At 42.1% G+C, this 24980-nt stretch carries 28 protein-coding genes; 12 read left to right on the forward strand and 16 right to left on the reverse strand.

Annotated features, from left to right (window positions below):
- Positions 1-23: 23 nt before the first annotated feature.
- Positions 24-920, reverse strand: a complete 897-nt coding sequence (locus tag ACRQQK_RS01110) for a DMT family transporter (RefSeq protein ID WP_102953684.1) — start codon at positions 918-920, stop codon at positions 24-26.
- 564 nt (positions 921-1484) lie between these two features.
- Complete coding sequence (locus tag ACRQQK_RS01115; RefSeq protein WP_457509568.1) at positions 1485-1910, reverse strand: organic hydroperoxide resistance protein; 426 nt, start codon at positions 1908-1910, stop codon at positions 1485-1487.
- Positions 1911-2021: 111 nt separating this feature from the next.
- Here ACRQQK_RS01115 and ACRQQK_RS01120 point away from each other — a divergent pair, with 111 nt between their 5' ends.
- Positions 2022-2489, forward strand: coding sequence for a MarR family winged helix-turn-helix transcriptional regulator (locus ACRQQK_RS01120; RefSeq protein ID WP_457509570.1), 468 nt, complete (start codon positions 2022-2024; stop codon positions 2487-2489).
- A 112-nt stretch (positions 2490-2601) separates the two neighbouring features.
- Positions 2602-3216 carry a fumarylacetoacetate hydrolase family protein gene (locus tag ACRQQK_RS01125; protein ID WP_457509571.1) on the forward strand — a complete coding sequence of 205 codons (615 nt, stop codon included), beginning with the start codon at positions 2602-2604 and terminating at the stop codon, positions 3214-3216.
- Positions 3217-3298: 82 nt separating this feature from the next.
- Here the strand turns inward: ACRQQK_RS01125 and ACRQQK_RS01130 are convergent, their stop codons facing one another.
- From ACRQQK_RS01130 to ACRQQK_RS01140, 3 genes are all read right to left on the reverse strand, one after another.
- Positions 3299-3616, reverse strand: a complete 318-nt coding sequence (locus ACRQQK_RS01130; RefSeq protein WP_457509573.1) for an AzlD domain-containing protein — start codon at positions 3614-3616, stop codon at positions 3299-3301.
- Positions 3613-4362, reverse strand: a complete 750-nt coding sequence (locus ACRQQK_RS01135) for an AzlC family ABC transporter permease (protein WP_457509575.1) — start codon at positions 4360-4362, stop codon at positions 3613-3615. Before ACRQQK_RS01135 ends, ACRQQK_RS01130 begins: the two co-directional genes overlap by 4 nt.
- An 81-nt stretch (positions 4363-4443) precedes the next feature.
- Positions 4444-5523: a mechanosensitive ion channel family protein gene (locus tag ACRQQK_RS01140; RefSeq protein ID WP_457509577.1), complete on the reverse strand. Its 1080-nt coding sequence runs from the start codon at positions 5521-5523 to the stop codon at positions 4444-4446.
- Between the two features lie 212 nt (positions 5524-5735).
- Between ACRQQK_RS01140 and ACRQQK_RS01145 the strand changes: the two genes are divergently transcribed.
- Positions 5736-6398: a potassium channel family protein gene (locus ACRQQK_RS01145; protein ID WP_042485535.1), complete on the forward strand. Its 663-nt coding sequence runs from the start codon at positions 5736-5738 to the stop codon at positions 6396-6398.
- Complete coding sequence (locus ACRQQK_RS01150; RefSeq protein WP_457509579.1) at positions 6395-7762, forward strand: TrkH family potassium uptake protein; 1368 nt, start codon at positions 6395-6397, stop codon at positions 7760-7762. Before ACRQQK_RS01145 ends, ACRQQK_RS01150 begins: the two co-directional genes overlap by 4 nt.
- Here ACRQQK_RS01150 and ACRQQK_RS01155 read toward each other — a convergent pair.
- Positions 7759-8193 carry a DUF2850 domain-containing protein gene (locus ACRQQK_RS01155; RefSeq protein WP_457509581.1) on the reverse strand — a complete coding sequence of 145 codons (435 nt, stop codon included), beginning with the start codon at positions 8191-8193 and terminating at the stop codon, positions 7759-7761. The genes ACRQQK_RS01150 and ACRQQK_RS01155 overlap by 4 nt on opposite strands.
- A 348-nt stretch (positions 8194-8541) precedes the next feature.
- On the opposite strand from ACRQQK_RS01155, the gene ppnP reads away from it, so the two are divergent.
- On the forward strand, positions 8542-8823 hold the full coding sequence (ppnP, locus tag ACRQQK_RS01160; RefSeq protein WP_457509583.1) for a pyrimidine/purine nucleoside phosphorylase: 282 nt from the start codon (positions 8542-8544) through the stop codon (positions 8821-8823).
- A 173-nt stretch (positions 8824-8996) separates the two neighbouring features.
- Here the strand turns inward: ppnP and ACRQQK_RS01165 are convergent, their stop codons facing one another.
- The gene (locus ACRQQK_RS01165; protein WP_457509585.1) at positions 8997-9845 is read right to left on the reverse strand and encodes a pirin family protein; all 849 of its coding nucleotides are present in this window, start codon (positions 9843-9845) and stop codon (positions 8997-8999) included.
- Between the two features lie 212 nt (positions 9846-10057).
- On the opposite strand from ACRQQK_RS01165, the gene ACRQQK_RS01170 reads away from it, so the two are divergent.
- Positions 10058-10351 (forward strand): hypothetical protein, encoded by a 294-nt coding sequence (locus ACRQQK_RS01170; RefSeq protein ID WP_457509587.1) that lies wholly within the window; start codon positions 10058-10060, stop codon positions 10349-10351.
- On the opposite strand, the gene ACRQQK_RS01175 is transcribed toward ACRQQK_RS01170, so the two are convergent.
- The 3 genes from ACRQQK_RS01175 to ACRQQK_RS01185 all read right to left on the reverse strand — a co-directional run bounded on the left by ACRQQK_RS01175 (position 10332) and on the right by ACRQQK_RS01185 (position 13629).
- Entirely contained in the window at positions 10332-11501 is a 1170-nt protein-coding gene (locus tag ACRQQK_RS01175) for a GGDEF domain-containing protein (RefSeq protein WP_457509589.1), read from the reverse strand. The genes ACRQQK_RS01170 and ACRQQK_RS01175 overlap by 20 nt on opposite strands.
- 294 nt (positions 11502-11795) lie before the next feature.
- Entirely contained in the window at positions 11796-12905 is a 1110-nt protein-coding gene (locus ACRQQK_RS01180; RefSeq protein WP_457509591.1) for a DUF3541 domain-containing protein, read from the reverse strand.
- Between the two features lie 118 nt (positions 12906-13023).
- A complete protein-coding gene (locus ACRQQK_RS01185) occupies positions 13024-13629 on the reverse strand; it encodes an alpha-ketoglutarate-dependent dioxygenase AlkB family protein (RefSeq protein ID WP_457509593.1) in 606 nt (201 codons plus the stop codon).
- Positions 13630-13777: 148 nt separating this feature from the next.
- Between ACRQQK_RS01185 and ACRQQK_RS01190 the strand changes: the two genes are divergently transcribed.
- On the forward strand, positions 13778-15136 hold the full coding sequence (locus tag ACRQQK_RS01190; RefSeq protein WP_457509595.1) for a diguanylate cyclase: 1359 nt from the start codon (positions 13778-13780) through the stop codon (positions 15134-15136).
- Positions 15137-15442: 306 nt separating this feature from the next.
- On the opposite strand, the gene ACRQQK_RS01195 is transcribed toward ACRQQK_RS01190, so the two are convergent.
- Complete coding sequence (locus ACRQQK_RS01195; RefSeq protein WP_457509597.1) at positions 15443-16978, reverse strand: DUF3612 domain-containing protein; 1536 nt, start codon at positions 16976-16978, stop codon at positions 15443-15445.
- Between the two features lie 226 nt (positions 16979-17204).
- On the opposite strand from ACRQQK_RS01195, the gene ACRQQK_RS01200 reads away from it, so the two are divergent.
- Positions 17205-17783 carry a hypothetical protein gene (locus ACRQQK_RS01200; RefSeq protein WP_457509599.1) on the forward strand — a complete coding sequence of 193 codons (579 nt, stop codon included), beginning with the start codon at positions 17205-17207 and terminating at the stop codon, positions 17781-17783.
- Positions 17784-17884: 101 nt separating this feature from the next.
- On the opposite strand, the gene ACRQQK_RS01205 is transcribed toward ACRQQK_RS01200, so the two are convergent.
- Together ACRQQK_RS01205 and ACRQQK_RS01210 are read right to left on the reverse strand one after the other, a co-directional pair.
- Entirely contained in the window at positions 17885-18901 is a 1017-nt protein-coding gene (locus ACRQQK_RS01205) for a GGDEF domain-containing protein (protein WP_457509601.1), read from the reverse strand.
- A gap of 201 nt (positions 18902-19102) precedes the next feature.
- The gene (locus ACRQQK_RS01210; protein ID WP_457509603.1) at positions 19103-19999 is read right to left on the reverse strand and encodes a DMT family transporter; all 897 of its coding nucleotides are present in this window, start codon (positions 19997-19999) and stop codon (positions 19103-19105) included.
- 118 nt (positions 20000-20117) lie between these two features.
- Here ACRQQK_RS01210 and ACRQQK_RS01215 point away from each other — a divergent pair, with 118 nt between their 5' ends.
- Positions 20118-20603, forward strand: coding sequence for a MarR family winged helix-turn-helix transcriptional regulator (locus ACRQQK_RS01215; RefSeq protein ID WP_457509605.1), 486 nt, complete (start codon positions 20118-20120; stop codon positions 20601-20603).
- A gap of 17 nt (positions 20604-20620) precedes the next feature.
- Entirely contained in the window at positions 20621-20983 is a 363-nt protein-coding gene (locus ACRQQK_RS01220; RefSeq protein WP_171136903.1) for an MmcQ/YjbR family DNA-binding protein, read from the forward strand.
- Between the two features lie 85 nt (positions 20984-21068).
- Here ACRQQK_RS01220 and ACRQQK_RS01225 read toward each other — a convergent pair whose 3' ends face one another.
- Entirely contained in the window at positions 21069-21980 is a 912-nt protein-coding gene (locus ACRQQK_RS01225) for a chemotaxis protein (RefSeq protein WP_457509607.1), read from the reverse strand.
- 172 nt (positions 21981-22152) lie between these two features.
- Here ACRQQK_RS01225 and ppiC point away from each other — a divergent pair, with 172 nt between their 5' ends.
- Positions 22153-22431 carry a peptidylprolyl isomerase PpiC gene (gene ppiC / locus ACRQQK_RS01230; RefSeq protein ID WP_102962430.1) on the forward strand — a complete coding sequence of 93 codons (279 nt, stop codon included), beginning with the start codon at positions 22153-22155 and terminating at the stop codon, positions 22429-22431.
- 150 nt (positions 22432-22581) lie between these two features.
- Here ppiC and ACRQQK_RS01235 read toward each other — a convergent pair whose 3' ends face one another.
- Complete coding sequence (locus tag ACRQQK_RS01235) at positions 22582-23364, reverse strand: hypothetical protein (protein ID WP_457509609.1); 783 nt, start codon at positions 23362-23364, stop codon at positions 22582-22584.
- A gap of 439 nt (positions 23365-23803) precedes the next feature.
- Here ACRQQK_RS01235 and ACRQQK_RS01240 point away from each other — a divergent pair, with 439 nt between their 5' ends.
- Positions 23804-24478, forward strand: a complete 675-nt coding sequence (locus tag ACRQQK_RS01240; RefSeq protein WP_457509611.1) for a LuxR C-terminal-related transcriptional regulator — start codon at positions 23804-23806, stop codon at positions 24476-24478.
- Between the two features lie 114 nt (positions 24479-24592).
- Here ACRQQK_RS01240 and ACRQQK_RS01245 read toward each other — a convergent pair whose 3' ends face one another.
- Positions 24593-24913 (reverse strand): heavy metal-binding domain-containing protein, encoded by a 321-nt coding sequence (locus ACRQQK_RS01245; RefSeq protein WP_102941807.1) that lies wholly within the window; start codon positions 24911-24913, stop codon positions 24593-24595.
- Between the last annotated feature and the right edge of the window lie 67 nt (positions 24914-24980).

Below are 24980 nucleotides of genomic sequence, written 5' to 3' on the forward strand. Positions count from 1 at the left end.
TCACTTACAACATAAGAACGAACTCAAGCGGTTTTTATTTCAACGTGGCTCTTTTTTGCTTCCCACTGAGTAATGAAGGCGACAGACAAGATGATAATGATTGCCCCAAGCCATAGTCTACCCGGTGGAACCCAACCGAAAACCATCCAACCAGCAAGAACATTCAGCGGTAGTTTTGCATGGTCGAAAGGCTGTACAAAGGAAGCATCCGCTACAGAGTACGCTTTAACTATCGACCACTGAGCTAAGGCTGTCATCGCGCCAGCAGCAATAAGTAATACCCATAACGTGCCGCCGACAGGTGTTTGCCATTCAGGAATCGCTAAAAGCAGGTTAAAGGGCGTAATCAGCAGCAACAGGTAAACAACCATAGTGGACGGGTTATCGACCGAAGAGAGTTTTTTTACCATCAGTGAATAACATGCCCAGAAAAACGCAGCGCCAACAGGAAGCAGTGTCGCCCAGCTAAAGTCTTCAGCCCACGGTTCAAGAATGATCATTGCGCCGATAAAGCCTGTTAGCGTAGCTCCCCAACGAGCGATTCCCACTTTTTCTTTCAGAATTAAGCCAGAACCGACAGTGGCAAATAGCGGAGAAGTCATCAATAAAGCAATGCCTTGCCAGATAGGCACTGGGTAGGCAAGTGCCCATAACCATAATTGAATACCTATCACGGCTAAGAAAACACGAAATACGTGCCAACCAAAATGTTGGGTACGTAAAGAACGTCGAATTCCCAGCGTTTTGAGATATGGCAGAATAACCACAATCGCGACGGCATACTGAATCAATGCAACCGTAGTTGAAGTAAGTCCGAACTTGATGGTCGCAATTTGCGTTACGCTGTTCACAACAGCAAAAGCTAACCCCGCTGTTAACATCCAAAAAGCGCCATGGATTGGCTGGTGTTTTCCGTTCATTTGAAAAGCTTATACAAAGTAGATAGTAGGGTGAATCATACGTTCAATTTACAGCGAAACCAATGGAGATTATCTGTTGAAGCTGTTCAGAATCTTTGAGGTAAATTGCAGATAAAAAAAGACCTCCTAGTAGGAGGTCGAAAGAACATGAAGTGACCAGTGATTTCTGCCTTATCACTGAAAAGAAGCACAAACGCTGCCTGCATTTGTATTTTCTATTTAGCATTTACTATGCCAATAATTGTTTTTCTTTATTTACAATAAGTTATGTGGATGTTGCGTGTTTGTGCAGTAACGTCATGTGCATCTTCATGGCGCACAACGCTGTGATATGGTGCAAAAAAAAGACCAAACGAATGTTTGGTCAAAAGGATTTATCTTGGGAGTATTTAAACCAAGCAAACATCGTTAGTTACAAGATACCTGTAGTATTTGAACTAATTACTTTGCTGTTGGTAAAGGTAAACGGATTTAATGACGGTTTGATTTCAACTTGTTGTCATTATTGTGATTCACAAAAAAGCTCGCACAGGGCGAGCTTATTGAATATTAATTCTCGATAAATTAAGCGATTTTTACGCCATTCGCTGTCAGAGCAACAGCGATATTTCCACGAGTTGCGTTTGAGTAAGGACATACTTGGTGAGCGGTTTTCACCAGTTCAATAGCTTGTGCTTCTTCAAGGTCTAATTGAACATCAAGGCTAACAGTTAGAGCAAAGCCACCTGTCTCGTTAGGACCAATACCCACTTCAGCAGTTACCGGTGCGGATTTAAGCGCTACTTTTGCTTCGCGAGCAACATGAAGAATCGCGTTTGAGAAACAGGCTGAGTAACCTGCTGCAAATAGCTGCTCTGGGTTTGTTGCTGTACCGTTACCGCCCATTTCTTTTGGATAGCTCAAGTCTACAGACAGTAAACCGTCATCTGTTGAAACTTTACCGTTACGGCCTGCTAGTGCTGTTGCTTTAGTTGTGTAGATAGTCGCCATGTTTATCACCTTAATATATGTTGTGTGCAATCTAATTGTTTGCAATATTAAATCGATCTTTAGGTAGAATGCAAGTATATTGTGCACAATTTATTTTTGAGAGAGAGAAACATGAGTCATTGTGTAACAGGCAAGAATACGGATTCACTTGCTACAGAAGAGCTACTGCTGCTTGATAAACAGGTATGTTTTCCTTTGTATAGCGCAGCCAACGCCGTGATTCGTGCGTATCGACCATTGCTTGATACTCTTGATCTTACCTATGCGCAATACTTAGTGATGATGGTTCTGTGGCAGACAAACGGTATTAACGTAAAAATTCTTGGTGAGCGATTGCATCTCGATTCAGGCACATTGACTCCGCTTTTAAAGCGCCTCGAAAGCAAAGGTATTGTGATGCGCAAACGTGGTCAGTCTGATGAACGTGTACGTGAGCTTTTCCTTACGGATGATGGTTTTGCACTAAAGCAAAAAGCGTTATCAGTACCTAACGCTATGTTATGTAAGCTGGATCTTGAATTGGATGACCTGATTTCGTTAAAAACACTTTGCGAAAAGGTCATTACGAAGTTGTCTTGAACTTAGAAATTCGGGTCAAAGATCTTAGTTCTAGTTATAGATTCATCAATTTAGTTGTTGAATTGTATGGATAAGATAAAATTTGTGCTCATTCAATGTTCAAGGAAGAAAAATGAACTCGGTTCGATTAGATGAGCAACACGTTTACCCCTCGAAGGTGGTGTGCGTTGGACGTAATTATGTTGAGCACATTAAAGAGTTAAATAATGCCATTCCTGATCAAATGGTGGTGTTTAATAAGCCCAACAGCAGCGTAACCTCGATATTGAATTCTTTCCATCAGGAGACTCTGCACTACGAAACAGAGATCTGTTTCATGATTAAAGATGGTCAGTATGCCGCAGTTGGTTTGGGTTTGGATCTCACCAAGCGTGAGCAACAATCTGTATTGAAAAAACAAGGCTTACCATGGGAACGTGCAAAGGCTTTTGACGGATCAGCAGTGTTCAGCCGTTTTATTCCGCTAGAAGGGATTGATATTGCTTCTTTGCATCTTGAATTACTGATTAATTGCGTCCGAGTACAGGCGGGTGGCGTTGAGCAGATGATGTTCAAACCCGATATGATTTTGCAGGAACTAAAGTCATACACCACTTTGTTTGATGGTGACATCATCATGACAGGTACTCCACAGGGTGTGGGAGAAGTTCATCGTGGCGATGTTTTCCTAGGTCGTTTGAAAAGCGGTGATACCACACTTATCGAGATTGAATGGCCGGCTGAATAATCGGCTGTATTTTCCCTTCTTACTTCTTATTCTTATTGGCGGTCTGAGAAGGGAAAACTGATTTCGTTTTCCCTTTTCTTGTTTATCCCCAAACAACCAAGTTAAGTACCAGAAATACCGCCATACTCACTACAGTAGTGAGTAGTACGTTTTTCGTTTTCCAAGCAATGATACCTGCTAGTATCGCAGCCCAGAGATAAGGGTTGTAGAACGAGGTATTGAGCTGACTTTCGTGCGTAAAAACGATCGGTGCCCAAATTGCCGTTAATACCGCTGGGCTGGAATAGCTGAGCAGCTTCTGTACCCCCGGGCTAAGTCTTAGTGGCAGTCTGGGTTCAAGAAATAAATACCGACTGAGGAACACCAAACAGGTCATGGCCAAGATGGAGAGAATAATCATGCTTTATCTCCCGTTTCTTTGTTGCTTGGTGTCTTTTTCGCTAAGGCTAGTTCGCTGAAATATCCCGTTAACATAGCGCCAACGCTGGCATACATTAAGCTGCCGTTTACATTAAAGATTGTCAGAGTAACAGACAGTATTAATGCGGTAAGCACGGAAATAAGAATCGGAATGCTCTTAACGTTTGGGACAACAATTGCAATAAAAGTCGCTGCAACTGCAAACTCTAAACCAATAGAATTGAGCGACGGAATGTAACTTCCCGCCACAATTCCAACCAAAGTGGCTAGGTTCCAGATTAAATAGAAACTAAAGCCAGCCCCCAATGCATACCAGCGGTTAAATTGTTTTTCACTTTGTTGACCGCATAATGCAAACAGTTCATCAGTAAGTAGAAACCCGAGAATCACACGCCAACGGGTAGGTAGTGGGCTGATTTTCCCTCTCATCGAGACGCTATAAAGAAAGTGACGCGAAGTAATGAAGAAGGTGGTGATCAGCATGGTCATTAAGCCTGCACCCGCTTTTATCATCCCTGTTGCAACTAACTGAGCGGAACCCGCAAATAAGATCGCGGATAACGCTTGGCTCTCAAAAGGGTTTAGCCCTGCCTCAATTGCAAAGGAGCCTGCAAGCAAACCCCAAGGCAGAACCGCGACACTAAGTGGCAGCATAGCTACGGTACCCTGCCCAAAAAGCCGCGCTTTGGAGTCTACCGTGTGGTGCGGTATCGCCGTACTATTCATAAATCGTCCTTAATATCATGATTCCCCTTATTTATTTGAGTAGGTAGGGGAACCGTTATATTCCATCTCATTGGTTAATGATCATTCGTCGAACAAAGGCGCTTCTTTTGGCTCAATCATTAGAGTGCGAGTTGGGTAGGCGATATCGGAGCCATTTTGATGAATGATCTCCATCACTTTCAGCATCACATCTTGCTTCACTTCGTGAAAACGAACCCAGTTAATGGTTTCCGTGAAGGTATAGATAAAGAAATCGAGTGATGAGGCGCCAAACGCGTTGAAATTGACAATCAGCGTTTGCTGCGCATCGATATCTGGGTGATTTTCTAACATCTCGCGCACCTGTGCGACGATGGTCTCCATTTTATCGGCATCTTGATAACGCAAACCGATAGTTTCGTAGATGCGACGGTTTTTCATTCGTGAAGGGTTTTCAACAATAATATTGCTGAACACAGAATTTGGTACATACAGTGGTCTTTTATCAAATGTACGTATGATGGTCATACGCCAACCAATACGTTCTACGGTACCTTCTATTTCTCTATCTGGAGAACGAATCCATTCACCGACTTTGAAAGGACGATCGAAGTAAATCATCAGTCCGCCAAAGAAATTGGAAAGTAGATCTTTTGCAGCAAGACCCACTATCAAGCCTCCGACACCACCAAAAGTCAACAAGCCTCGCAAGCTCACTCCTAGCGTTTGCATCACTGAGAGCAAACCTATTGTTAAGATGATGAGACGGGCAACTTTACTCGCGGCTTGTATGGTTGTTTCATCACGACTCTTGTCTTGGAGAAGATATTGCTCGATATTGATGGCTAAGCGAATCAGAACCCAGATAAATATAGCGGCAAGCATGAGCTTTTTACTTGTCGCTAACCAACTGAATTTGCTTTGAATGTTATCATCTAACAGCAACCCAAGAGATATCGTTGCGGGCCAGCACCAAATCAAGGTACTAATTGGGGTTTTTAAGGCATGTAGTATTAAGTCGTCCCAGTGAAACTTGGTTTTTTCACTGATATTGGATAAGTGGTTATAAACGAATCGCCAAATCACCCATGCAATTAAACTTGCTAACGTGATGAAAATTACGCTGTTATCCCAGCCTTTGAGGTACTGTGAAGTTTGAAGCTGTGTTAATAATTCGTTCATAACTATCCAAATTTGATGTCATTTTTCTCATCTAAATTAACAGAAAGTAGGTTTATTCTCTAGATTATGTGAGTTAAGTGGCGAATTTTTAAAGGCATTCTATGCTATCTAAAAAGTCGCCCCACATTATTCAATAAGTTTGGTAACGGTTTTAATTACTAAGGTTAGAGCCATTGGTGCTGCATAACCATTTGAGTCAGTAAGGCAATTAAATGAAGATTCGTGATAAGCAATTCGCCGTCATCGGCTTAGGACGTTTTGGTTTATCTGTTTGCCAAGAGTTGGCAGACGCTGGTGCACAAGTGTTGGCTGTTGATGTAAATGAAGACAAGGTGAAAGCTGCAACGCAGTTTGTCACCCAAGCGGTTGTCGCTAACTGTACACTCGAAGATACCGCAGAAGAGTTAAAACTCAGTGACTATGACATGGTGATGATTTCAATCGGTGAAGATGTGAATGCATCGATTCTTACTACGCTTGTAATGAAAGAATCGGGTGTTAAGTCTGTTTGGGTAAAAGCGAACGACAAGTTTCACGCGAAGATTTTGCAAAAAATAGGCGCTGACCACATCATTATGCCCGAGCGTGATATGGGCGTACGCGTTGCCCGAAAGATGCTGGATAAGCGAGTGTTAGAATTTCAGGAGTTAGGCAGCAATCTCGCCATGACCGAAGTGGTTATTGGTTCTCGCTTGATGGGCAAAACTCTTGGGCAATTGAGTTTATGTCAGAACGATGAGATTCAGGTTCTAGGCTTTAAACGTGGCCCTGAAATCATCAAAAATCCAGATCTTGATAAAGTGATGGAAATAGGGGATATGTTAATTGTCGCAGGTCCTAAAGATGTATTAATGGCTAAGTTGAAATCTTTATGAGTCTATTTCGCAGCGGTGTTTTCTATCCTCTAGATAAAAAACATGACGAAAAGAAAAGCTCTGAGCCGAAGATTATCTTGCTCAGCTTCCTTTGGGTTCTGATACCTTCCGCTATATTGCTGACGTTACCTGTTTTTTCTGTTTCCGGCTTAAGCTTCGCCGACGCGCTATTTACAGCAACTTCGGCAATCAGTGTGACCGGGCTTGGTGTGGTTGATACAGGGCAACATTTTACTTTGGCGGGCAAAATTCTGTTGATGGCGTTAATGCAAGTAGGCGGGCTGGGGCAGATGACTCTGTCTGCGGTACTTTTGTACCTATTCGGTGTGCGTCTGAGCTTGTATCAACAGGCGTTGGCAAAAGATGCGTTGGGACAAGATCGTGCGATCAATCTACGCAGACTGGTCACAAGAATCATCACTTTTGCTTTAATCGCAGAATTTATCGGGTTTGTGATTTTATCGTTTCGCTGGGTTCCTGAGTTTGGCTGGTCAACAGGCCTATTTTATGCGCTTTTTCATGCCATATCAGCGTTTAATAACGCTGGTTTCTCCTTGTTTTCGGACAGCATGACGGGCTATGTGGGCGATCCTTTAGTGATTATTACTCTCGCCAGTTTATTTATATTTGGTGGGTTGGGATTTACAGTTGTCGGGGATGTTTGGACGAACTGGCGCAAAGGCTTTCATCGTCTGAGTTTGCATACCAAAATCATGCTCACCGCAACACCGACCTTGTTGTTTATAGGTACCGTGTTGTTCTGGTTGTTAGAACGGCACAATCCAAACACCATGCAAAGTCTGGATATAGAAGCTCAATGGTTAGCGGCATTTTTTCAGTCTGCAACCGCTCGAACCGCAGGTTTTAACAGTGTCGATCTTGCTCAATATACTCGTCCAGCTTTATTGGTAATGATCATTTTGATGCTTATCGGAGCAGGTTCTACATCAACGGGGGGCGGGATTAAAGTGTCAACTTTTGCCGTAGCGTTTGTTGCTACGTGGTCATTTTTACGTCAGAAGAGACATGTAGTGATGTTTCAGCGCACCGTCAACTGGCCTACGGTAACGAAAGCACTAGCGATTATTGTTGTCAGTGGTGCGTTGCTAACGATCGCTATGTTTCTGCTTATGATTACCGAAAAAAACGCCAGTTTTGATCATATATTGTTTGAAACGATTTCAGCCTTTGCCACCGTCGGGCTTTCAACAGGGCTGACGGCTGAGCTTTCTGAAGTTGGTAAATACATTATGGTGGTAGTGATGATCATCGGCCGTATCGGGCCGCTGACATTGGCTTATATGCTTGCGACCCCGCAACCAACCCTATTGAAATACCCTGAAGATACCGTGTTGACCGGTTAATCCCGGTCGAAGTGGCTAGTTATCGCGCTGCGGCGCGTTTCTACTGCACTTTGTGAATCAACGGTATCTTCAAAGCCTTGTTTAATAAAACGTTGAATTGGAGATGCTGGTTGAATTCGCTTTAATTGCGGTGAGTTCTCTGTGCCGGCTAAGGCATAAACAGAACGGCCTTGCCCAGTTTCGATCTTGATGTTTTTACCATCATATTCAAAACTGGTGCTGATTAAGCGGTGATTGCGGAACACACCTTGGTCACTCAAAGTGATCACTTCAGTACGATAGCCTGGCGCATTAATCTCAATCCATGAGCCATATACTTGGGATGGATTGGTATAAGCTTGGTAACCAAAGTAAATGAGTGCTCCACAAAGCAAAGCTGCGACGCCTAAGGTTGTGGCAAATACTGATTTAAATATTGCTTCTTTTGACATATGAATATTTGGATCAACCGATCCTTACGACTCCGACTGCTTGTTCATTTTGTAAGTTCATTCTTACAGCGTGCTAAAAGTACCATCAAATAGCATCAGTTTGAAAGTGTGCGAATGGATTTCGCTTTCTACTGGGCTCGTTGGTATGTATTACAGCACAGACAATAACCAAAAGTCACAAGGAGGGTTACCAATTGTGACATTCGAAGATGAACAGGGAGGCTCGATTATTTATAAATCAATAAGGATAATCTGGGTATTTTGCGTCTTGAATCAAAACAGGTAATGCGTTAAAACATTACGCTGTCGATGGAACAACCATTAATTGATAATTTACAAGGAAGAATGATGATTAAGGAAAACACTTACTTTGAAGGCTCTGTTAAGTCTCTAGGTTTTACTCACGCAGATAAAGATGTCACTGTCGGAGTTATGTTGCCGGGAAGTTACACGTTCAATACGGGTAACCCAGAATGTATGACAGTGGTAAAAGGTGCTCTCACGATTAAACGAATTGGTGACAAAGACTGGACGACATTTGAAAGTGGTGACGCATTTGAAGTGGCTGGCAATGCTTCATTTGAAGTCAAAGTTGACACTGATACTGCCTATCTATGCGAATACTTATAATGAGAAAAAGCCACACTAGTTAGATTACTAGTGTGGCAAAGCAAAAAGGAATGGGCAGTGGATTATTCTCTTTTTGTCTGGATGCTCATTGTTTGCTAAACAGACAGTTGTTAAACAGATAGTTGCAACCAATGAGCCACAGAAAAACCAAAGCGGTCTTTCAAATTGAATCATTAATATGTTTGGAATAAGCCTGAGTTGTAATCATTAATCGCTTGTTCAATTTCTTGAATTGAGTTCATTACAAATGGGCCATAGTGAACTACAGGTTCATTGATTGGTTCACCGCTGAAAATCAACACACCACTGGTATCGTTCGCCGTCATAGAGAATGATTCCCCGCTAGACAGTAACGCAAACTCACCTTGCATCAGAGCTCGTTCGCCGACTTTGATACTGCCTTTGTAAGCGTAAAGCATAACATTGTGGTGCGCAGGTGTTTGCAGTGTCACTGCACTGCCAGCATTGGTTTGCCAATCAGCAACTGTAGCTGGTACACCAGTTTTTGTCAGTGGGCCCTGTAAATCTGTACCATTAGCGGTAATGTCACCCGATAGAACTCTCAATAACCCCAGTTTTTCATCTCTGAATTCTGTAATCGTTTCTGGTTGAAAATCGTGGTATTGAGCTGGCTTCATTTTGTCGCGCGCTGGCTGATTAATCCAAATTTGGAAACCGTGTAAGTCGCCATCTTGCATAATAGGCATTTCACTATGGATCACACCTTGCCCTGCTGCCATCCACTGAGCGCCACCCGAGCGAAGTGAGCCAACATTTCCCATATGATCTTTATGCTCAAAATGGCCTTTTAGCATATAGGTCAGTGTTTCAATTCCGCGATGTGGGTGTGGAGGAAAACCTCCGACATAATCTTTACGCTGGTCTGATTTGAGTTCATCCACCATCAAAAACGGAGAAAAAGAAGCGTTGTTGAAACCAGCTACACGCTTGATTTTTACGCCATCACCGTCTGACGTAGGCTGCGCTGGAATGATTTGGCGGATTTCACGTTGTGTATTCATAATGTTTATACCGTAGCTTTAGATGGTAGATGAGGTCGATTGACCTTTTGTTTCTATGGTGGAATTGTAGTAGAGGATGAAACAAAGGATGAGAGGTGTTAGTCGAGGATGTCATTCAATAATTTCGAATAAGTGATAGGTAGCCGCTTTGTTATTTGATTTCGCGTTTGGTCTATACTTTGAGTACGCGTAATATTAACGAGGAGGTTGCAATGGCTGTTCTTCCTAAACATAACGACCAGAACCCTCGCTATGATCCTGATGATGATCTTACCGTCGATCAGTTACACAGATACACTCGTGCAGCGAATAAAGCGCAGAAAAAGCGCGAAGCAATCGAAGAAAGCGAAACACCGTCAATTATTGAAGTGGCTCGTAGATCTCGTTTTGCTGAATATAGAAAACAAGCTAAGGCGAAAAGAGGTAAACGAAGTTCACATCAATATGCGATGTTTATGGTACTGATTGCGCTACTCGCTCTGGGGGTTATGTATTTAACTCAGTAGCTCTGTGTATTGGCGTGACTTTTCTGTCTGGATAATTCAGAAGTTGAGTTTGATAGTCACCGACATTCTGGTAATAGCAGTATTGGTTTTTACCATTGTGCTTGGCTGCATACATCGCTTTATCAGCACAGCGTGTGAGTTCAGCTAGATTGTCGGCATCTTGAGGGTAGAGAGCGGCACCCACGCTGATGGTGACATTGCTAAGTAGTTGTTTATCTTTGTATTTACTGTCAAATAGATGACATATCCGGTGAAGGATATTGTCGAGATCTTTTAACGATTTCACATCATAAAGTAGCAACACAAACTCATCGCCAGCATATCTCGCTATTGAGAAATCAGCTTTGTGAGTTTTTCTGTCTCTTGTTCGGACGTTGTTCTTAATTCGGTGTGCAAAATTCTTTAGAATTTTATCACCCATTTCATGGCCATAGCTGTCATTGATGTGTTTGAAATTATCAATATCCAAAAAGACCAATGCTGTAATTCTTTCGTCGTTTGGTATTTCTGATAGCTTCCCTGTCGCCCAGTTTTCAAAACTCCAGCGGTTGGCTAGACCCGTGAGGTGATCGCGATAGGCAAGTTTTTCAATTCCTTCTAAGTAGAGTGAGGTTATGTAGTTTATTGCTTTGGAATAAAAGTAGGATGAAGTATTGCACACAGCGCACATGGCTATAAGGCTGATGAAAAAGCGTTCAGCCGCAAGAATGTCAGTGCTCACTATTACGAGATGACCATAAATTGCGATACCTGCCAAAGTGCAGTAAGTACAACTGATGATCAAGCCAATTGCGAAGGTATTGATGAATATAACGGCGGCAAGAATCGGATATACCCACAACAAGCGGTTTTCTAATTCCGCCCCATAAATAAAAACCATAAATGCCTGCGTCAGCAACACAGAAGTGAGGATAACGTCGGTATATTTAGCGTTTTTTGCAATTAGCAGGTAAATCAGATTCGCAGTAGTGACTAAGAGACTAACAACACACAGAAAACCAAAGATAAAGTTATTGTTCGTTAAATGGTGATACCCGTAAAGAGTAAAAACCATGATTGATAAAAGCGAACTTAATAATATGACTTTGTGTTTCCTGACTGAACTTATCTCCGCCATCTCCTTCAACTGATGTCCCATCAGTTTATTCATTATTAGTATTGTCCTAGACACAAACCAACTCGGTTAAAGTCTAGGAGAAAAAAATGGAAGCAAGGCCAAAAGAACAAGAAATCTTGTGATGCCTTTCACCTTTCTGACTAAACTTGGTTGTTTTAGCTCATGCTAAAGTTGAGGGAAGCCACTAATTGGTATCTAGGCTCTGTTTTATGCATACATGAAATGGGAAACAAAAGAGTTTTGTTGAGAGGCTGAATAATTGAAAGGCGCAATTATCTGCGCCCTTGGTTGTTAGTTTTCAATCACCGTTTTGGGAGGTGTTGATTTCTATTTTGATACCAACCCGTATGGCAGGCTAGCAAAAATTTGCGGCTGTTTTTCGATTGTTGGAATGGCGTTCACTTGTTGCCAGTCAAGTAACATAATCGCTAGCACATTGCGGTGCTCACCGTAACTCAAATCGAAATCACCGGAAGTGGAAGGAATCATACCTTGATCGCGATTGATGGCGTCTCTGATGTGCTGTCTGGTTTTTTCTACCACTGGATCATTGTTTAGCCCAGCGAGAAGAAAAGATATTCCAACCTCTGCAATGATGTCTTCTTTGGCTTTTAGCAAAATCGTATCAATGTTGTTGCGAAAATAATCGTAGATCCACTGATGATCCGCTTCATTGACAGCATGCTGATAGTATTGTGAATCAGCAAAAATAATGTGTGTCATGCCATACAGCTTATTACCGAACTGTTGATTGGTGAGATGCTCATCTTCACTGTCCGGATAGGTATTACGGAAAGCTTCAGTAAATGGCATTACCACATCCTGCTCACCCAGCTGCTTCAGCCAGTACACCTGATTGGCGAGTTGCGCCGCCCACGCTTTGATCATGCCTTGGTCCGTCGCATACTTAGTAAAGTCGTAACGACGAATGATTTCACGCAGTTTCGCATCCTGTTTGTGTTTTAAACCATACTCATCAGCGCGGGCCATCGAACCCAAAAGGCCAACGCCTAAATAAAGGTATTCGGGATTATGTTTGGTGACGTTATAGCGAAGTTTCGAACGTTCATCGGTTTCGTCTAAATAACCTGCGAGCCTCTTTTGGCTATGCATATAGATCTGTTCCGGAGTATGTACTTCGTCCGCATAACGGTTCAGCCGACTTGCGACTCTAGCCAGATCACTCCAGATCGCGGCTTGGTACTTTTCGTTAGACGTTTGGCGAAACATTCGTAGCGCATAGTGACCTTCTTGAAATGCTGGCAAGGTATAAAGCTGACTCTCATAGGTGTTTCTAATAACGTCGGCGAAATACTGGTAACTTTTTTCTTCTTGTTGAGTTTGAAGCTGTGTGGTTTCCGTGCAATTTGACAAAGCAGAAAGCAGAAGTAGTGAAGCTCCGATACTAAACGCGATGTATTTCTTCCGTAATAACATGATGATACTGATACTGAAAAATGATTTTCACTAGTATCAATGGTGACGAACCAATTTGTGTGAGCAATGAGTCAGTTATGTGTGAATTCCTAACGCAGTTCAGTGTGACTACAAGGGGTCAATTGATATAGCGAAAAGTAAGATTGATGCGTTCTTCTTTGGCTTTGGCCGTTTTGGGAACGCTGTGCTGCCAATAGTGTTGAGTTTCACCCGCCATTATCAATAAAGAACCGTGTCCGAGTTCGACTTCGTATTTCTCTTTGGTGGAGAGATGACGTAATACAAATCGGCGAGATTCACCAAGGGTAAGTGACGCAATGACAGGATTGGTGCCCAGCTCAATTTCATTGTCCTGATGCCAACCCATAGAGTCTTGTCCATCGCGATATAAATTGGCCAACACAGAGTTGAAGGTATGTTTGGCGACGGATTCACAGCGAGACTTAAGGTTCAGCAAGGTAGGTGTCCATGGTTGAGGCTGCATTGATAATCCAGAGTAGGTGTAGGGTTTATCTCCGTGCCAAGCCTGCAATCTGGGTTGCAGAATTTGTTTACCGAACATTTGGATCTTCTCCTGCTGCCAATCCAATTCATCTCTGAGGTTGAGAAAACATTGGTCTGCCTGTTGTTCCGATAGAAAATTGGGTGCATAAAATAAGCGCGCATTTTGCAACTCTATCCAATTGTTGTCACTTTCGTTAAGGGAAAACAACGCAAATTCCATAAGTTATATCCATAATATTATTATTAAGATGTACGATTATTTGGCTTGGGATTGGCCAAGCAGTATTACATTTAAAAAGATCGTCGTCGTGTCTACGTACGACATAATAATACTGTAGTTAATCACTGCACAGTGGAAGGAACGTTGCATGGGAGCTATCTCAGGCAAGCTATGGATAGTTAGAACACTACTGCTGATTTTTCTCTTAATTTTTGTTGGCCTGATTGAATCCTTCAATGTTAGCCAGCGAAATTTCATGAGAGAGGGGCTATACACTCGAGCTAAAGAAGAGATGTTGTCAATTCGATTTCGCCTCGAAGCTTCTATTTTGTCTGATATTTATGCTGCGAATGGTCTGCAGGCCTTGGTCACATTGCGTCCCGACGCTGATATCACTGATTGGCCGCAGGTAGCAGCGAGTGTGCTGCGTAAAGGCAAACACGTTAAGGGTGTGGGTTTGGCACCCAACGATGTCATCAAATACATATATCCATTGGAAGGTAATCAAGCGGCACTTGGGTTGGATTACAGAACGGTTCCGCAACAGTGGAAATCGATTAATAAGGCCAGAGAAATTCAAGATATCTTTATCTCTGGACCAGTAAATTTAGTTCAAGGCGGCAAAGCCATCGTTGCGCGTGTTCCAATCTTTACTGACCCGCCAATCAACAGCCAATATTGGGGAGTATGCAGTATTGTCATTAACTGGGATTCGCTTTTTTCGGAATCTGGTGTCGAGACTTTCGGCTACTCTTACAACTTTGCTATTCGTGGCTTTGATAGTTCAGGCTTTCAAGGGGAAGTCTTCTTTGGTGAATCGAGTACGTTTGATAACGCCTTTGCGACAGAAATCGTCAACTTCCCTTATGGAAGCTGGGTAATTGCAGCTTCAGAAAAGAAAGACGTCCTCAAGCAGCTCCCTTGGTATCAAAGCAACATCGTTCGTCTGCAAGGCTACCCTGTATTGCTGATATTGATCATTCTGGCATTCATCATTTATCGCCTGTACACCATTGCCAATGAGCGCGCCATGTTTGACGAACTGACCAAGTTACCAAACCGCCGTTATTTTATGTTCACACTGCAACACTTTTTTGAATTGGCTGAAAGGTCGAAAGGAAAGAACAGTTTTGCCATTGTGAACATTGATCTGGATAAGTTTAAATCCATCAATGATAAGTACGGCCACGATGCAGGGGATAAAGTTCTTATTGCTTGTTCTGAGCGAATACTGTCGGCGCTTCGCGCTTCGGATATCGTATCGAGAATGGGGGGCGACGAGTTCTTAATACTCCTACCACGTATCAATCGAGTTGCAGATTTGGAACTCATCAGCAAAACGATAGAAAAGGCGATATCAGATTCGCCAGTTATTTACGATAAAACGCTTCTGAACATACATGCCAGTGTTGGTTATATCCTCTATCACTCCAAATTTGTCGATATTGATGACATGCTCAAAGCTGCCGATGAAGCCATGTATGCTGTCAAGAATGGTTTGGCTTAATCATTCGATTCTTACATCAAATTGCGTAGCGCCTTACATTGCAAATTGCAAATATTTGCATTCTGCAATTTCGTTATGATATTGGTTGTAATGAAACGGCATGTTTTATGTACAATGTGGCCTGTTTCTGTGCAAAAAAAAGTTGGCACACTACCTGCATTAATTAGTGTGATCCTTTTAAGCCAAGGATCACCTAGCCAACTGACGTTGTTAGTGAATTTATTTTGTTCACACATATCTATAGCCAATCACGGGTATTGTGGTTGGCTTTTTTTTATCTGTTTTTTCATGTCTGAAGAAGAAATTTCATATCAAATCTTCGTCTGAATCTGCGCATTTAGCATAGCAGCTCGGTTTTCTCGGACACACGGCGCCCCTCGAACAGATTAGCCTCGCATCTCCCTCAATACCTCTCTCAATCCAGTTGATATTAAGGATACGAGCGATGGTTCTTAAATCCTTTTTAATATGTGTTGGAATAATGGTGGTACCGCCTTGGCTGACACAAGAAGATTTCAACTCTTCAGCTATGGCGTTTGCATCTCCGCCCTGCGCCGCAATTGCTGGGTTTAAATCGACGCCAGCACAGAGCACGCGCGTATTTCCTGCGGCGTCTAACACATTGATTGATTCACAGCAGTAGATTCTTGGCTCGTCACCGACGTTTAGGATTGAGATCTGTGCAGAACTTCCTTCCTGAGGCTCGGCTAGGCGTCTGAATACAGCCCAGTGCTGACAAGGATCATGCACTTTACGCATGTTGCCCCAAGGAAGAGGGATACCATTACCACGATAAACCGCTTTGAGTTTACCAGGACCATAAGCATCAAAGTAATGCCAGTGAGGGTAGGGAGAAACCACCGTCATTCGGCGCATCGCAACAGATGGGGATACTCCTGCTTTCTTGTGCACATCGATCTCATAACCATTTCTATCCAACAACTGACGAAATGGTACTTTCGGGCAAAGCAGCGCGCCGGCGAAAAAGCTGGATTCAAAATCACGCCATGCCTGAAGAATATCTTGTGAATTCAGTTCAGAGCTGGATTGAGAATTCGGTTGCTCTTCCCAACTATTGGAGTGTCCGACTGATAAGACGTTTTTCAGTCCGTCTTTGCTGTGCAGCACATTATGACCGATATACACCGCTAAATCGTATTTGAGACGAGTTGGGTATTGGCGCAAGACTTCGTTGAGATAAATGGTATCTGGCGGTTCGAAAAAAGAGGTAACGAGTTGTTTGGCGCTGACCCCAAGTTCATCCACTACATCGTGAGGGGTTCTTTTCACCCAGCGAATGTTGAGTCCCAGACTTTTGGCGATATCAAACAGATCTTCAACCGCAAGATTAAGACGCTTCTGGCCTATCTCTTCTGCGGCTCTTTCTAAGTCAGGGAAGTGGTTTTGCAGGCTTTCCTGATGAGCTCGAATAAGCAAATGCGCGAACTGTCTGCCAGTAATGCCGGTTTGAGAAAGCATCTCTGGAATCGCGATTTGTAAAATATCATTGGAAAACAGAAAGCTGGGTTCCAAGGCCATACCACTGATACCACCTCGATTGCCTTTTTCTGGCGTGATGTCGGTTTGCTCGGGTTCATCATCAAGAAACCAAGCGGGATCTTTTTGGAACACTTCCGCGATGACTTTCAACATTTCTACACTTGGAACACGTTTTCCCCTCTCAATCATCGAAAGGTAGGAAACCGAAGGTGCGTATTCTGAATTGATGCGAATACAGCGTGCAGAAAGATCTTCCATAGTTAAGTGGTTGCGTTTTCTCAGGTTTCTCACTTTGGTACCCAAAAAGTGAGACTGTCTAACTAAGCTTTTTGACACGGCCATTTTGTAAAATTCACATTGTAAAATTTTTGTTGTGAAATTGTAGGTAAAATTGCGCTAGTCTACAAATTAACCCAGTCACAAACTTGAATAAAAATTAAACACAAGTTTGAGAAATATGAACTGGGACTATTTTTGAACAAAGACACCCAGTCGATTGGTTATCGCTAGCAAATATAGTCAATAGCGTCGCCAAATAGGAAGGGCTTAATCCAATAAGGAAATGACGATGAATATGCTGACATTTGATAAAACTGATATTCAAAAACAACATAAACCATTTATCGCTGAAGCAGTGTTCGCCGTCGAAACCGTCAGTGCGCACCAATCGCGAGAAAAACAAGTGAAAGCCAAACAGTTGCTTGACCGTTTGTTTCCTCTTGAAAATGGTTCACACCAAGACGTGACCAGCTACATGATCGATTACAACCATGTACTTGCGTACTTCAAAGATGGTCGTCACAGTGGCTTAAAGCATCCTAAACATTTTGTTGCTTATATCGGCAACAAGGAACAGCCTTGCTCAATATTGTTCCGTGATGGCAGTGGTAGCCATGTAGAAGTGACATTGGGCTGTCATCGAGGTACAGGATGCGTTGAGCTGGTGGAGATTGAAGATATACAACTAGAAACGTGTACAACGTTTATGCAAACCGATGAGACTTCTATTCCAACTGTTGCGATGCGACATTGGATTAGTTTGGTGAAAGGTGACGAGCGTGGTAAACCTCAAGCGTGCAGTGAAGATAAAGAGTACGTTTCTAAGTGTGGAGAAGAGTACTTATTGAGTTATAGCTTCAGTCTTTAACTCACGGAATCTCACTGTGTTCCATCCAACCTGTCTTAAGCTCTGCGAGCACCTCCCGCTGTAACTCGGGAGGTTTTTTTATTTACAGAAATGTGGATGTTTTAGAAAGGCATCACTCGGTTTCGACCCATTTTTTTCGCTTCATAGAGCTTTCGGTCTGCACGTTCAACCAGTGATTCAGGTGTGTCCTTAGGCATTTTTTCAGCGACACCAAAAGACGCGGTAATACTACTGACTTGTTCACTTGTTCGGCGATCTTTCACATTGAGTTTTTCAATGGATGTGCGCAGCATCTCAGCAAACTGTCGCGCCACGCGCAAAGATTTGTGTGGCACCAATAGTGCGAATTCTTCGCCACCATAGCGATAGGCGGTAATGCCGCCCTGACAACTGGTCTGTAGTCGTTTTGCGATAGCTCGAATCACTGTATCGCCGAACAGATGACCATATTCGTCATTAAATACTTTGAAGTGGTCAATATCTAAAAAGATAAGGCTTAAGGATTGTTCAGATTGCATCAATGACGCTAAATCATCATCGAATGCTCGGCGGTTATATAAACCGGAAAGGCTATCAAACAAAGCCGCTTTGTGGACCTGAGCTAACTGAGATTTCAAACGAGAAATCTCTTGGCTGGCACTGTTTAGCTGCTTGTTGAGGAAACGCGTCGAATGACGAATATCCTCTGATTCATTGACCAATTGACGAATAACGGACATCACTTCATCAATAGAAAGGTTTTCGCTTTGCACTTTTTCTAAGTTAGCAAAACTTTTATCGATAACTTGCGAAAAAGCGCTGGCGTCGGACAAGGTATCGTCCATTGAGCTAGAAATTTCATGTACCAGCAGTTCGACGTTTTGTCTTAACTCGTGGATACTCGTTTCTGCTTTTGAAGCAATATAATCTTTATAAAGCTGATCACCCGTGGCGGCGGGGCAAAAACCAAAACTCTCCAGAATATAATCCAGTTCTTGGTTCAGCTCAGGAATCGTATTATCCGCGTAGGTATACCACAAGGCGTAATTCGATGGCGTCGCAGCGATGCGATGCTTCATCATAAGTGGCACTGCTTTTTTAAGATTAGAGGTGGCTCTTTTAAACTCGTCTTCGTTCATTTCTTAGTATTAATAAATGCGTCGAAAGTAATACGCTAAGAGTAGCGGAATTCAACGCTTTGCGCTCCAAAAATAACGTCTATTTGAGCCTTTTCACATAGATTACATTAAGTAATTCTTATTGCGGCAATGCATTTGTCTGATTGTTCATCAAATGCTTATAAAACAAGATGCAATGCTCTGTGAATGGTTTGTAACGACTTACTTTTGTAACGCGAGTTGTGTTGAGTGACGTTTTTTCAGTAACACCACGAGTTGAGGCAGCAAAGATACGATAATCATTCCACCCATGAGACTGTACTGATGCAGTGAATAAAGTTCATTCATCAGAAACCCACCAAAGACAATCCCTGCAATTGGGTTAGCAATACCACCAAAAGTAAAATCCACAATTGACATACGCTGCAATAACCACACGTACAAACTATAGCTGAATGCGGTATTGAGTAAGGTTATCCAGACTAACCCACCAAGATTGGTTGTGGAGAAGGACTGTATTGCATCAACGTATGGCTGAGGATGCACGCTTGCGTGAACTAAAGTCACCAGCGTGAGTGCTACACCGCCTATGATTAGCTGCCATGTCAGTACTGTCCACCAGTCAATTTTACCGCCCAACGTTTTTGTCAGAGACGAGCCGTAAATGATGCACGAGATAGCCGCCAACATGGCGATTAAACCAATCGGGTTTAGTGTTATGGATTTCGGGTCAAACAGTAGCCATGCAAGCAATATCAGCAATACGCCGCTTGTAAGCTGAACTTTTGATGGCGCAGTACGGTTAAATATCCAATGAAATGTCATGGCAAATACTGGTACTGAAATCATCCCAACGCCAGCGATAGCGGAAGGTAGCGTCAATGCCATAACAAATATCAGGCTAAAGAAAGCTGCGATATTTACAATGCCGATGGTAATCAAAGGCTTCCAGCTTGTTTTAGCTGGAAATGTGGGTTTTAACGCAAGCAAAATTAGCCCTGCAGGCAAAGCTCGTAGAGCTCCAAGCAGTAGTGGAGGCCAGCCTGCTAAGGTGTATTGTGTGACAGCGTATGTGGTTCCCCAGAAAAATGCAGGAATCATGGCAAATAAAATATTCATATTAAGTATCTTTACGTCAAGATATCTGTGCGGCGAATTTAAAACAAAAATTAGTTATTGTAAAGTATCTTTACATTGAAGTATTTTAAGGCAATAAAAAAGAAAGAGTTTTAAAACAATGGACGCAATCGATAGAGCTGTATCCCAGTGGGGTAAAGAGAGACCGGATCTCAACACGATGCCAATGGCTATGATTGGACGCCTGATGCGCCTGTCTAAAATTCTCGAGAGCCGAATAGCAGAAGTTCACAAAAAGTATGATCTTAAAATGGGCGAGTTTGATGTTCTGGCAACTTTGCGCAGAGCTGGCGCACCCTATCGGCTGACACCCTCGGAGTTACTTAGCTCTATGCTTCTGACATCAGGAGCTATGACCAATCGATTGGATAAGCTGGAAAGTAAAAATCTTATACTTCGCCAGCACAGCCAAGCCGATCGACGTAGCATCGAAGTTGAGCTGACGGAAGAGGGTTTGGTTTTAGTCGAAGCGTTGGTCACAGAGCATGTAAAGGCTCAGGAAGAACTTGTGGTTGGCCTATCAAAGGCAGAACAACAACAAATAGGTCAATGTTTGAAGCTGTGGCTCAAAATATTCGAAGATTAAGAAGGAAGGCGAAACCGATGGATGTGCAGCGTTTAGAAGAGTATTTAAATAATTTACCTCAGGCTGAATCGTGTAATCCTTTCGGGCCGGATCCTTTAGTTTTTAAGATTCGCGATAAAATGTTTGCTTATCTTGCATTTGATACTGACAAACCGTTTGTTACTTTGAAATGCGAGCCTCAAGACGGTGCGTTTCTTACTGACCAGTTTGATGCGATTAAACCGGGCTATCACATGAATAAGCGACACTGGATTTCTGTTGTTTTGGATGGAGATGTGGAGCCAGAGATGATAGAAGATTTGTGTTTGAGATCATTCCAATTGGTTGTGAGTAAGCTGAAAAAATCAGATAGAGAAGCGCTTCAACTATTGCTGCCTTAAAGTTTCACTCTTTATTGTTGAACAATAAAAAAAGCAGCCAACAGGCTGCATTTTCAAATCTATCTTAAGCAGATTGGTTGGCGCTCTAAGCCATTTGTGCTTCCAAGCGTTTTGCGCCTCTCAACATTGCTTCAATCAGTTCCGTAGCATTGAACTTCTCAAGCGCTTCATGGGCACCAACCTGATGTGCTCTGTCGACACAAATTTCACTCGATAGAGAAGTGTGAAGGATGATGTAGGCATGACTTAACGACTTGTCATTTTGCACTTCAAACGCAAGCTCATAGCCATCAAGACCAGGCATTTCAATATCACTGACAAGGAGGTCGATAGCGTTGTTTTCGTTCGCCATCTTCTTCATAAACTCAGCCGCTTCATTGCCGTTCTTGCACACGTAATACGGGATGTTAATTCGATCTAACGCGTCTGACAGTTGTTTACGGGCAATAGACGAGTCATCAACCAGCAAAATATTCAGTGCTTTAAGACGCTCACGTTCTACGTCTGTCAGCATTGGTACTTTGGTCGATTCATATTGCGGGTAAATTTTTGACAGCAGTAATTCGACATCGAGTAACTGAACAATTTTGTCTTCGTAACGAGTAATACCAGTAACAAAAACATTTTTACCAGCAGTGCTTGGTGCTGATTCTATAGCGCGCCAGTTACAGTCAATGATTTTTTCAATACTGCGAACCATGAAAGCGACGACAGTACGTAAACAGTCAGTAACGATTAAATAGCTTTTTTCGTACTCGTTTGGAGCAATAGGTCGAAAACCAATCGCAGCAGCCATGTCGATCACTGGTATCGTTAAATTACGAAACGTGACCGTACCTATCACATGGTGATGTGAATAAGGGATCTGAGTCATCGGCATATAAGGCACAATTTCTCGAACTTTTAATGTTCCAATCGCGAACAGCTGCTTTTGCAGGTTCAAAGTGAACATTAACATCCCTTGTGACTGATTTGCCTTACTTATTGTCTTAGCCATAGTGGTACTACTTCAATAATTTTACTGGTAACTATACTACCGCATATTGCCATATCATCAACGACTGGCATTGATTTAGACGCTTATTTTCTCTTTTAGTTTTCAAAAAGTGGGGTGCGTGTCCCTTTAGCTTAGGTTAGACTTCGCGCTTTAGAAATGAGGAGAGAATGAAATGGCAAGAACCGCAGCAGCCCTTCACATTTTGGTTAAGCACAAAGAGCAAGCAGAAGATATCATTCAGCAGCTCAAGAAAGGCGCTAAATTTCAGGTATTAGCGAAGAAGCATTCTTTATGCCCATCAGGTAAGAAAGGTGGAGACCTAGGCGAATTTCGACAAGGGCAAATGGTGCCTCAATTTGATAAAGCATGCTTTCAAGGTGAAGTTCTCACCCCTCAGCTAGTAAAAACGAAGTTCGGTTGGCATGTCTTAAAGGTGCTATATCGTACTTAAACAAGCATATGCCATGCATTATTGAGTTAACGAGCCCAGAATATTTTGTTTGATATTCTGGGCTCGTTTTTATCAGTTGCCGCTTCTAAAGCTAACCTGTTTGTACGCTTAATCCACGTTGCAAATTTTATTACTAATTAAGGAGTTGAATTAAAACTGGTAGTTGTACTCGATACGGTGGTCACCATCAGCAAAGTCGACTTTTTCATTCCAGTTAGCGAAGTAACGAATATTAGAACGAGGTGTGAGCTGGTAGGAAATGGCAAATTCGTGAGTCAGGATATTGTTGTCTCCAGCAAAGTTACCATTCTTATAGGTATCCGAACCAGACAGTGTGTGCATATACATTGGGTTATAGTTGATCCAAATTTTATCGGTTAGAGCCACTTTAGAGTACATACCTACGACTGTGAAAGTCCCTGGGATTTCATAACCGTCATCTTCGGTGTTTTGAACTGTCACACCCGCACCTGCAAGAGGGTATAGGTTTAAGAATCCACCAATTTGAGGAAGCGCTTGAAGAATACTGTACGAGGCATTTAACGTTTCACTATCAACGTCATATGTCATGTCTAGCTGGCGACCTTGACCATTTTTGATGTTTGCTTGGAAGTTGCGTAGACGGAAAGAGTCAATGCTGTCGTCAACAGAACCATACATAGGTTTATCGCTATCTCGAAAACCTAACACCTCACCACCGATGCCTTTTAGCTCAAATACATTCATTGCGGCAACGTTTTCTTTGCCAGAGTCGTAGGTTTGACCCACTTTAAGGTTTAAACCTTTATCTGTAATACCAACACCACCTTGGGTAAATACAGCAAGTGGATCTGACATATCCTGAACTTCATCTTTTTGCTCTTCTGCGATTGAGCTGAAAGAAGTAGTAGCGATGAGTAAACTGAGAAGGGAAAAAGGTAGTGTTTTATTCATAATTAAAATACTCAATAAATTGCTTTTCAAATAATAGTCATCATTCCGAGTGTATAAATAGCATGCAAACGATAGTCTTATCGGATGAGTTTGATTTATTGGAACATCATGCTTTATATAGTATCTCAACTGGGGGATTTTGGATTAAAGCGATTAGGAAAGTTGTTCTTTCCTAATCAGAAAGACTAATGGGTACATTTTATTGAATGATTTTTTAGTTGTTTCTAATTTAGCATACGTTTTTATTTCAAATAGTATGCTGATCCTTAAATAACTCAAATGCATTCTTAAAAATAAGACAATAAATTAACCTTATGAATTTATTAAAGTAATTTGTAGATTTTATTTATTATTAAACGAGGATGATTTTGTTCCATTGACTTATTCTCTATCAACGTTAGTTTTACATAAGTCAGGTCTATGGTTAGGAGTTTTTATAATGACGGAAGGAAAAAAACTAAACGTACGATTACTTTCTGATGTCTGTATGCAGTCACGTTTACTTAAAGATGCGTTGGAGTCTAAGCTTCCAATAAAAATTGAAATTTCTCCTTTTTGCGATATGTGGATGCAGGAGAGTAACCCTGCATGTCAAGATACACAGTTAGTCCTCATCGATTGTGCTCGACTCGATGATCAAGCTCTTTCTGACTATGCTTCGTTCAAACACCTATGTTGTTCGGAAGCGCGAGAAGTTGTACTAAATTGTCCTAGTGAAATTGAAGCAAAAGATTTATTCAAGTGGCAGTGTTTGGCAGGGGTATTCTACGCCGATGATGACATTGATGTATTAGTGAAAGGCATGAGTAAAATTATTAAAGGCGAAATGTGGCTAACTCGCCGACTCGCGCAAGAATATATTCTTCATTATCGCTCTGGCAACTCAGTTGTTACCTCTCAAATGTTCTCAAAATTAACCAAGCGCGAACAACAAATAATTAAGCTACTTGGCAGTGGAGCTTCAAATGTTGAGATAGCAGATCAGTTATTTGTCAGTGAAAATACAGTTAAAACGCACCTTCATAATGTATTTAAGAAAATTAATGCTAAGAATCGTCTTCAAGCATTAATTTGGGCTAAGAACAACATTGGAATTGAAGAAGTAAGTCAATAATAAATACGTTTATTAATTAAAAATTAATCTAATAAAAAAGTTTATATGTAAAAAGGCAGCTCAGCTGCCTTTTTACTTTTACAATCCAAAATTACCTTCTTTGACGGTGAATGGCTACTCTACAAACACTGCCGTTCCACTTACCGATACCATCAGCATTCCATTGGTCTTGCCAAAGGTTTCATAATCCAAGTCAATACCGACAACAGCGTTCGCGCCAAGCTCTCTAGCACGAGCTTCAAGTTCGGCTAATGCAATCGTTCGCGCCTTCTGCAACTCGTGTTCATAGGTTGCTGAACGTCCACCAACGATGTCTCGAATACCAGCGAACAGATCTTTAAATATGTTTGCACCGAGAATGGCTTCACCAGCAATAACGCCGCAATAACGAACGATACGTTTACCCTCTACATTAGGCGTAGTAGTTACGATCATAGGAAACTCCCAATGAATAGTTTTGTGGTCGAGTTTGTTATACCACCTTCAACTTAATAATTCTTAA

Source organism: Vibrio sp. C8 (assembly GCF_054051265.1).

Excerpts from the sequence above, each read along its gene's own strand:
- ACRQQK_RS01215 (WP_457509605.1), top strand. The coding sequence starts at position 20,118 with ATGGACGCAATCGATAGAGCTGTATCCCAGTGGGGTAAAGAGAGACCG.
- ACRQQK_RS01205 (WP_457509601.1), bottom strand. The coding sequence starts at position 18,901 with ATGAACGAAGACGAGTTTAAAAGAGCCACCTCTAATCTTAAAAAAGCA.
- ACRQQK_RS01190 (WP_457509595.1), top strand. The coding sequence starts at position 13,778 with ATGGGAGCTATCTCAGGCAAGCTATGGATAGTTAGAACACTACTGCTG.
- ACRQQK_RS01115 (WP_457509568.1), bottom strand. The coding sequence starts at position 1,910 with ATGGCGACTATCTACACAACTAAAGCAACAGCACTAGCAGGCCGTAAC.
- ACRQQK_RS01125 (WP_457509571.1), top strand. The coding sequence starts at position 2,602 with ATGAACTCGGTTCGATTAGATGAGCAACACGTTTACCCCTCGAAGGTG.
- ACRQQK_RS01180 (WP_457509591.1), bottom strand. The coding sequence starts at position 12,905 with ATGTTATTACGGAAGAAATACATCGCGTTTAGTATCGGAGCTTCACTA.
- ACRQQK_RS01120 (WP_457509570.1), top strand. The coding sequence starts at position 2,022 with ATGAGTCATTGTGTAACAGGCAAGAATACGGATTCACTTGCTACAGAA.
- ACRQQK_RS01170 (WP_457509587.1), top strand. The coding sequence starts at position 10,058 with ATGGCTGTTCTTCCTAAACATAACGACCAGAACCCTCGCTATGATCCT.
- ACRQQK_RS01140 (WP_457509577.1), bottom strand. The coding sequence starts at position 5,523 with ATGAACGAATTATTAACACAGCTTCAAACTTCACAGTACCTCAAAGGC.
- ACRQQK_RS01235 (WP_457509609.1), bottom strand. The coding sequence starts at position 23,364 with ATGAATAAAACACTACCTTTTTCCCTTCTCAGTTTACTCATCGCTACT.
- ACRQQK_RS01185 (WP_457509593.1), bottom strand. The coding sequence starts at position 13,629 with ATGGAATTTGCGTTGTTTTCCCTTAACGAAAGTGACAACAATTGGATA.
- ACRQQK_RS01225 (WP_457509607.1), bottom strand. The coding sequence starts at position 21,980 with ATGGCTAAGACAATAAGTAAGGCAAATCAGTCACAAGGGATGTTAATG.
- ppiC (WP_102962430.1), top strand. The coding sequence starts at position 22,153 with ATGGCAAGAACCGCAGCAGCCCTTCACATTTTGGTTAAGCACAAAGAG.
- ppnP (WP_457509583.1), top strand. The coding sequence starts at position 8,542 with ATGATTAAGGAAAACACTTACTTTGAAGGCTCTGTTAAGTCTCTAGGT.
- ACRQQK_RS01210 (WP_457509603.1), bottom strand. The coding sequence starts at position 19,999 with ATGAATATTTTATTTGCCATGATTCCTGCATTTTTCTGGGGAACCACA.
- ACRQQK_RS01220 (WP_171136903.1), top strand. The coding sequence starts at position 20,621 with ATGGATGTGCAGCGTTTAGAAGAGTATTTAAATAATTTACCTCAGGCT.
- ACRQQK_RS01110 (WP_102953684.1), bottom strand. The coding sequence starts at position 920 with ATGAACGGAAAACACCAGCCAATCCATGGCGCTTTTTGGATGTTAACA.
- ACRQQK_RS01240 (WP_457509611.1), top strand. The coding sequence starts at position 23,804 with ATGACGGAAGGAAAAAAACTAAACGTACGATTACTTTCTGATGTCTGT.
- ACRQQK_RS01195 (WP_457509597.1), bottom strand. The coding sequence starts at position 16,978 with ATGGCCGTGTCAAAAAGCTTAGTTAGACAGTCTCACTTTTTGGGTACC.
- ACRQQK_RS01130 (WP_457509573.1), bottom strand. The coding sequence starts at position 3,616 with ATGATTATTCTCTCCATCTTGGCCATGACCTGTTTGGTGTTCCTCAGT.
- ACRQQK_RS01150 (WP_457509579.1), top strand. The coding sequence starts at position 6,395 with ATGAGTCTATTTCGCAGCGGTGTTTTCTATCCTCTAGATAAAAAACAT.
- ACRQQK_RS01200 (WP_457509599.1), top strand. The coding sequence starts at position 17,205 with ATGAATATGCTGACATTTGATAAAACTGATATTCAAAAACAACATAAA.
- ACRQQK_RS01135 (WP_457509575.1), bottom strand. The coding sequence starts at position 4,362 with ATGAATAGTACGGCGATACCGCACCACACGGTAGACTCCAAAGCGCGG.
- ACRQQK_RS01165 (WP_457509585.1), bottom strand. The coding sequence starts at position 9,845 with ATGAATACACAACGTGAAATCCGCCAAATCATTCCAGCGCAGCCTACG.
- ACRQQK_RS01145 (WP_042485535.1), top strand. The coding sequence starts at position 5,736 with ATGAAGATTCGTGATAAGCAATTCGCCGTCATCGGCTTAGGACGTTTT.
- ACRQQK_RS01175 (WP_457509589.1), bottom strand. The coding sequence starts at position 11,501 with ATGAATAAACTGATGGGACATCAGTTGAAGGAGATGGCGGAGATAAGT.
- ACRQQK_RS01245 (WP_102941807.1), bottom strand. The coding sequence starts at position 24,913 with ATGATCGTAACTACTACGCCTAATGTAGAGGGTAAACGTATCGTTCGT.
- ACRQQK_RS01155 (WP_457509581.1), bottom strand. The coding sequence starts at position 8,193 with ATGTCAAAAGAAGCAATATTTAAATCAGTATTTGCCACAACCTTAGGC.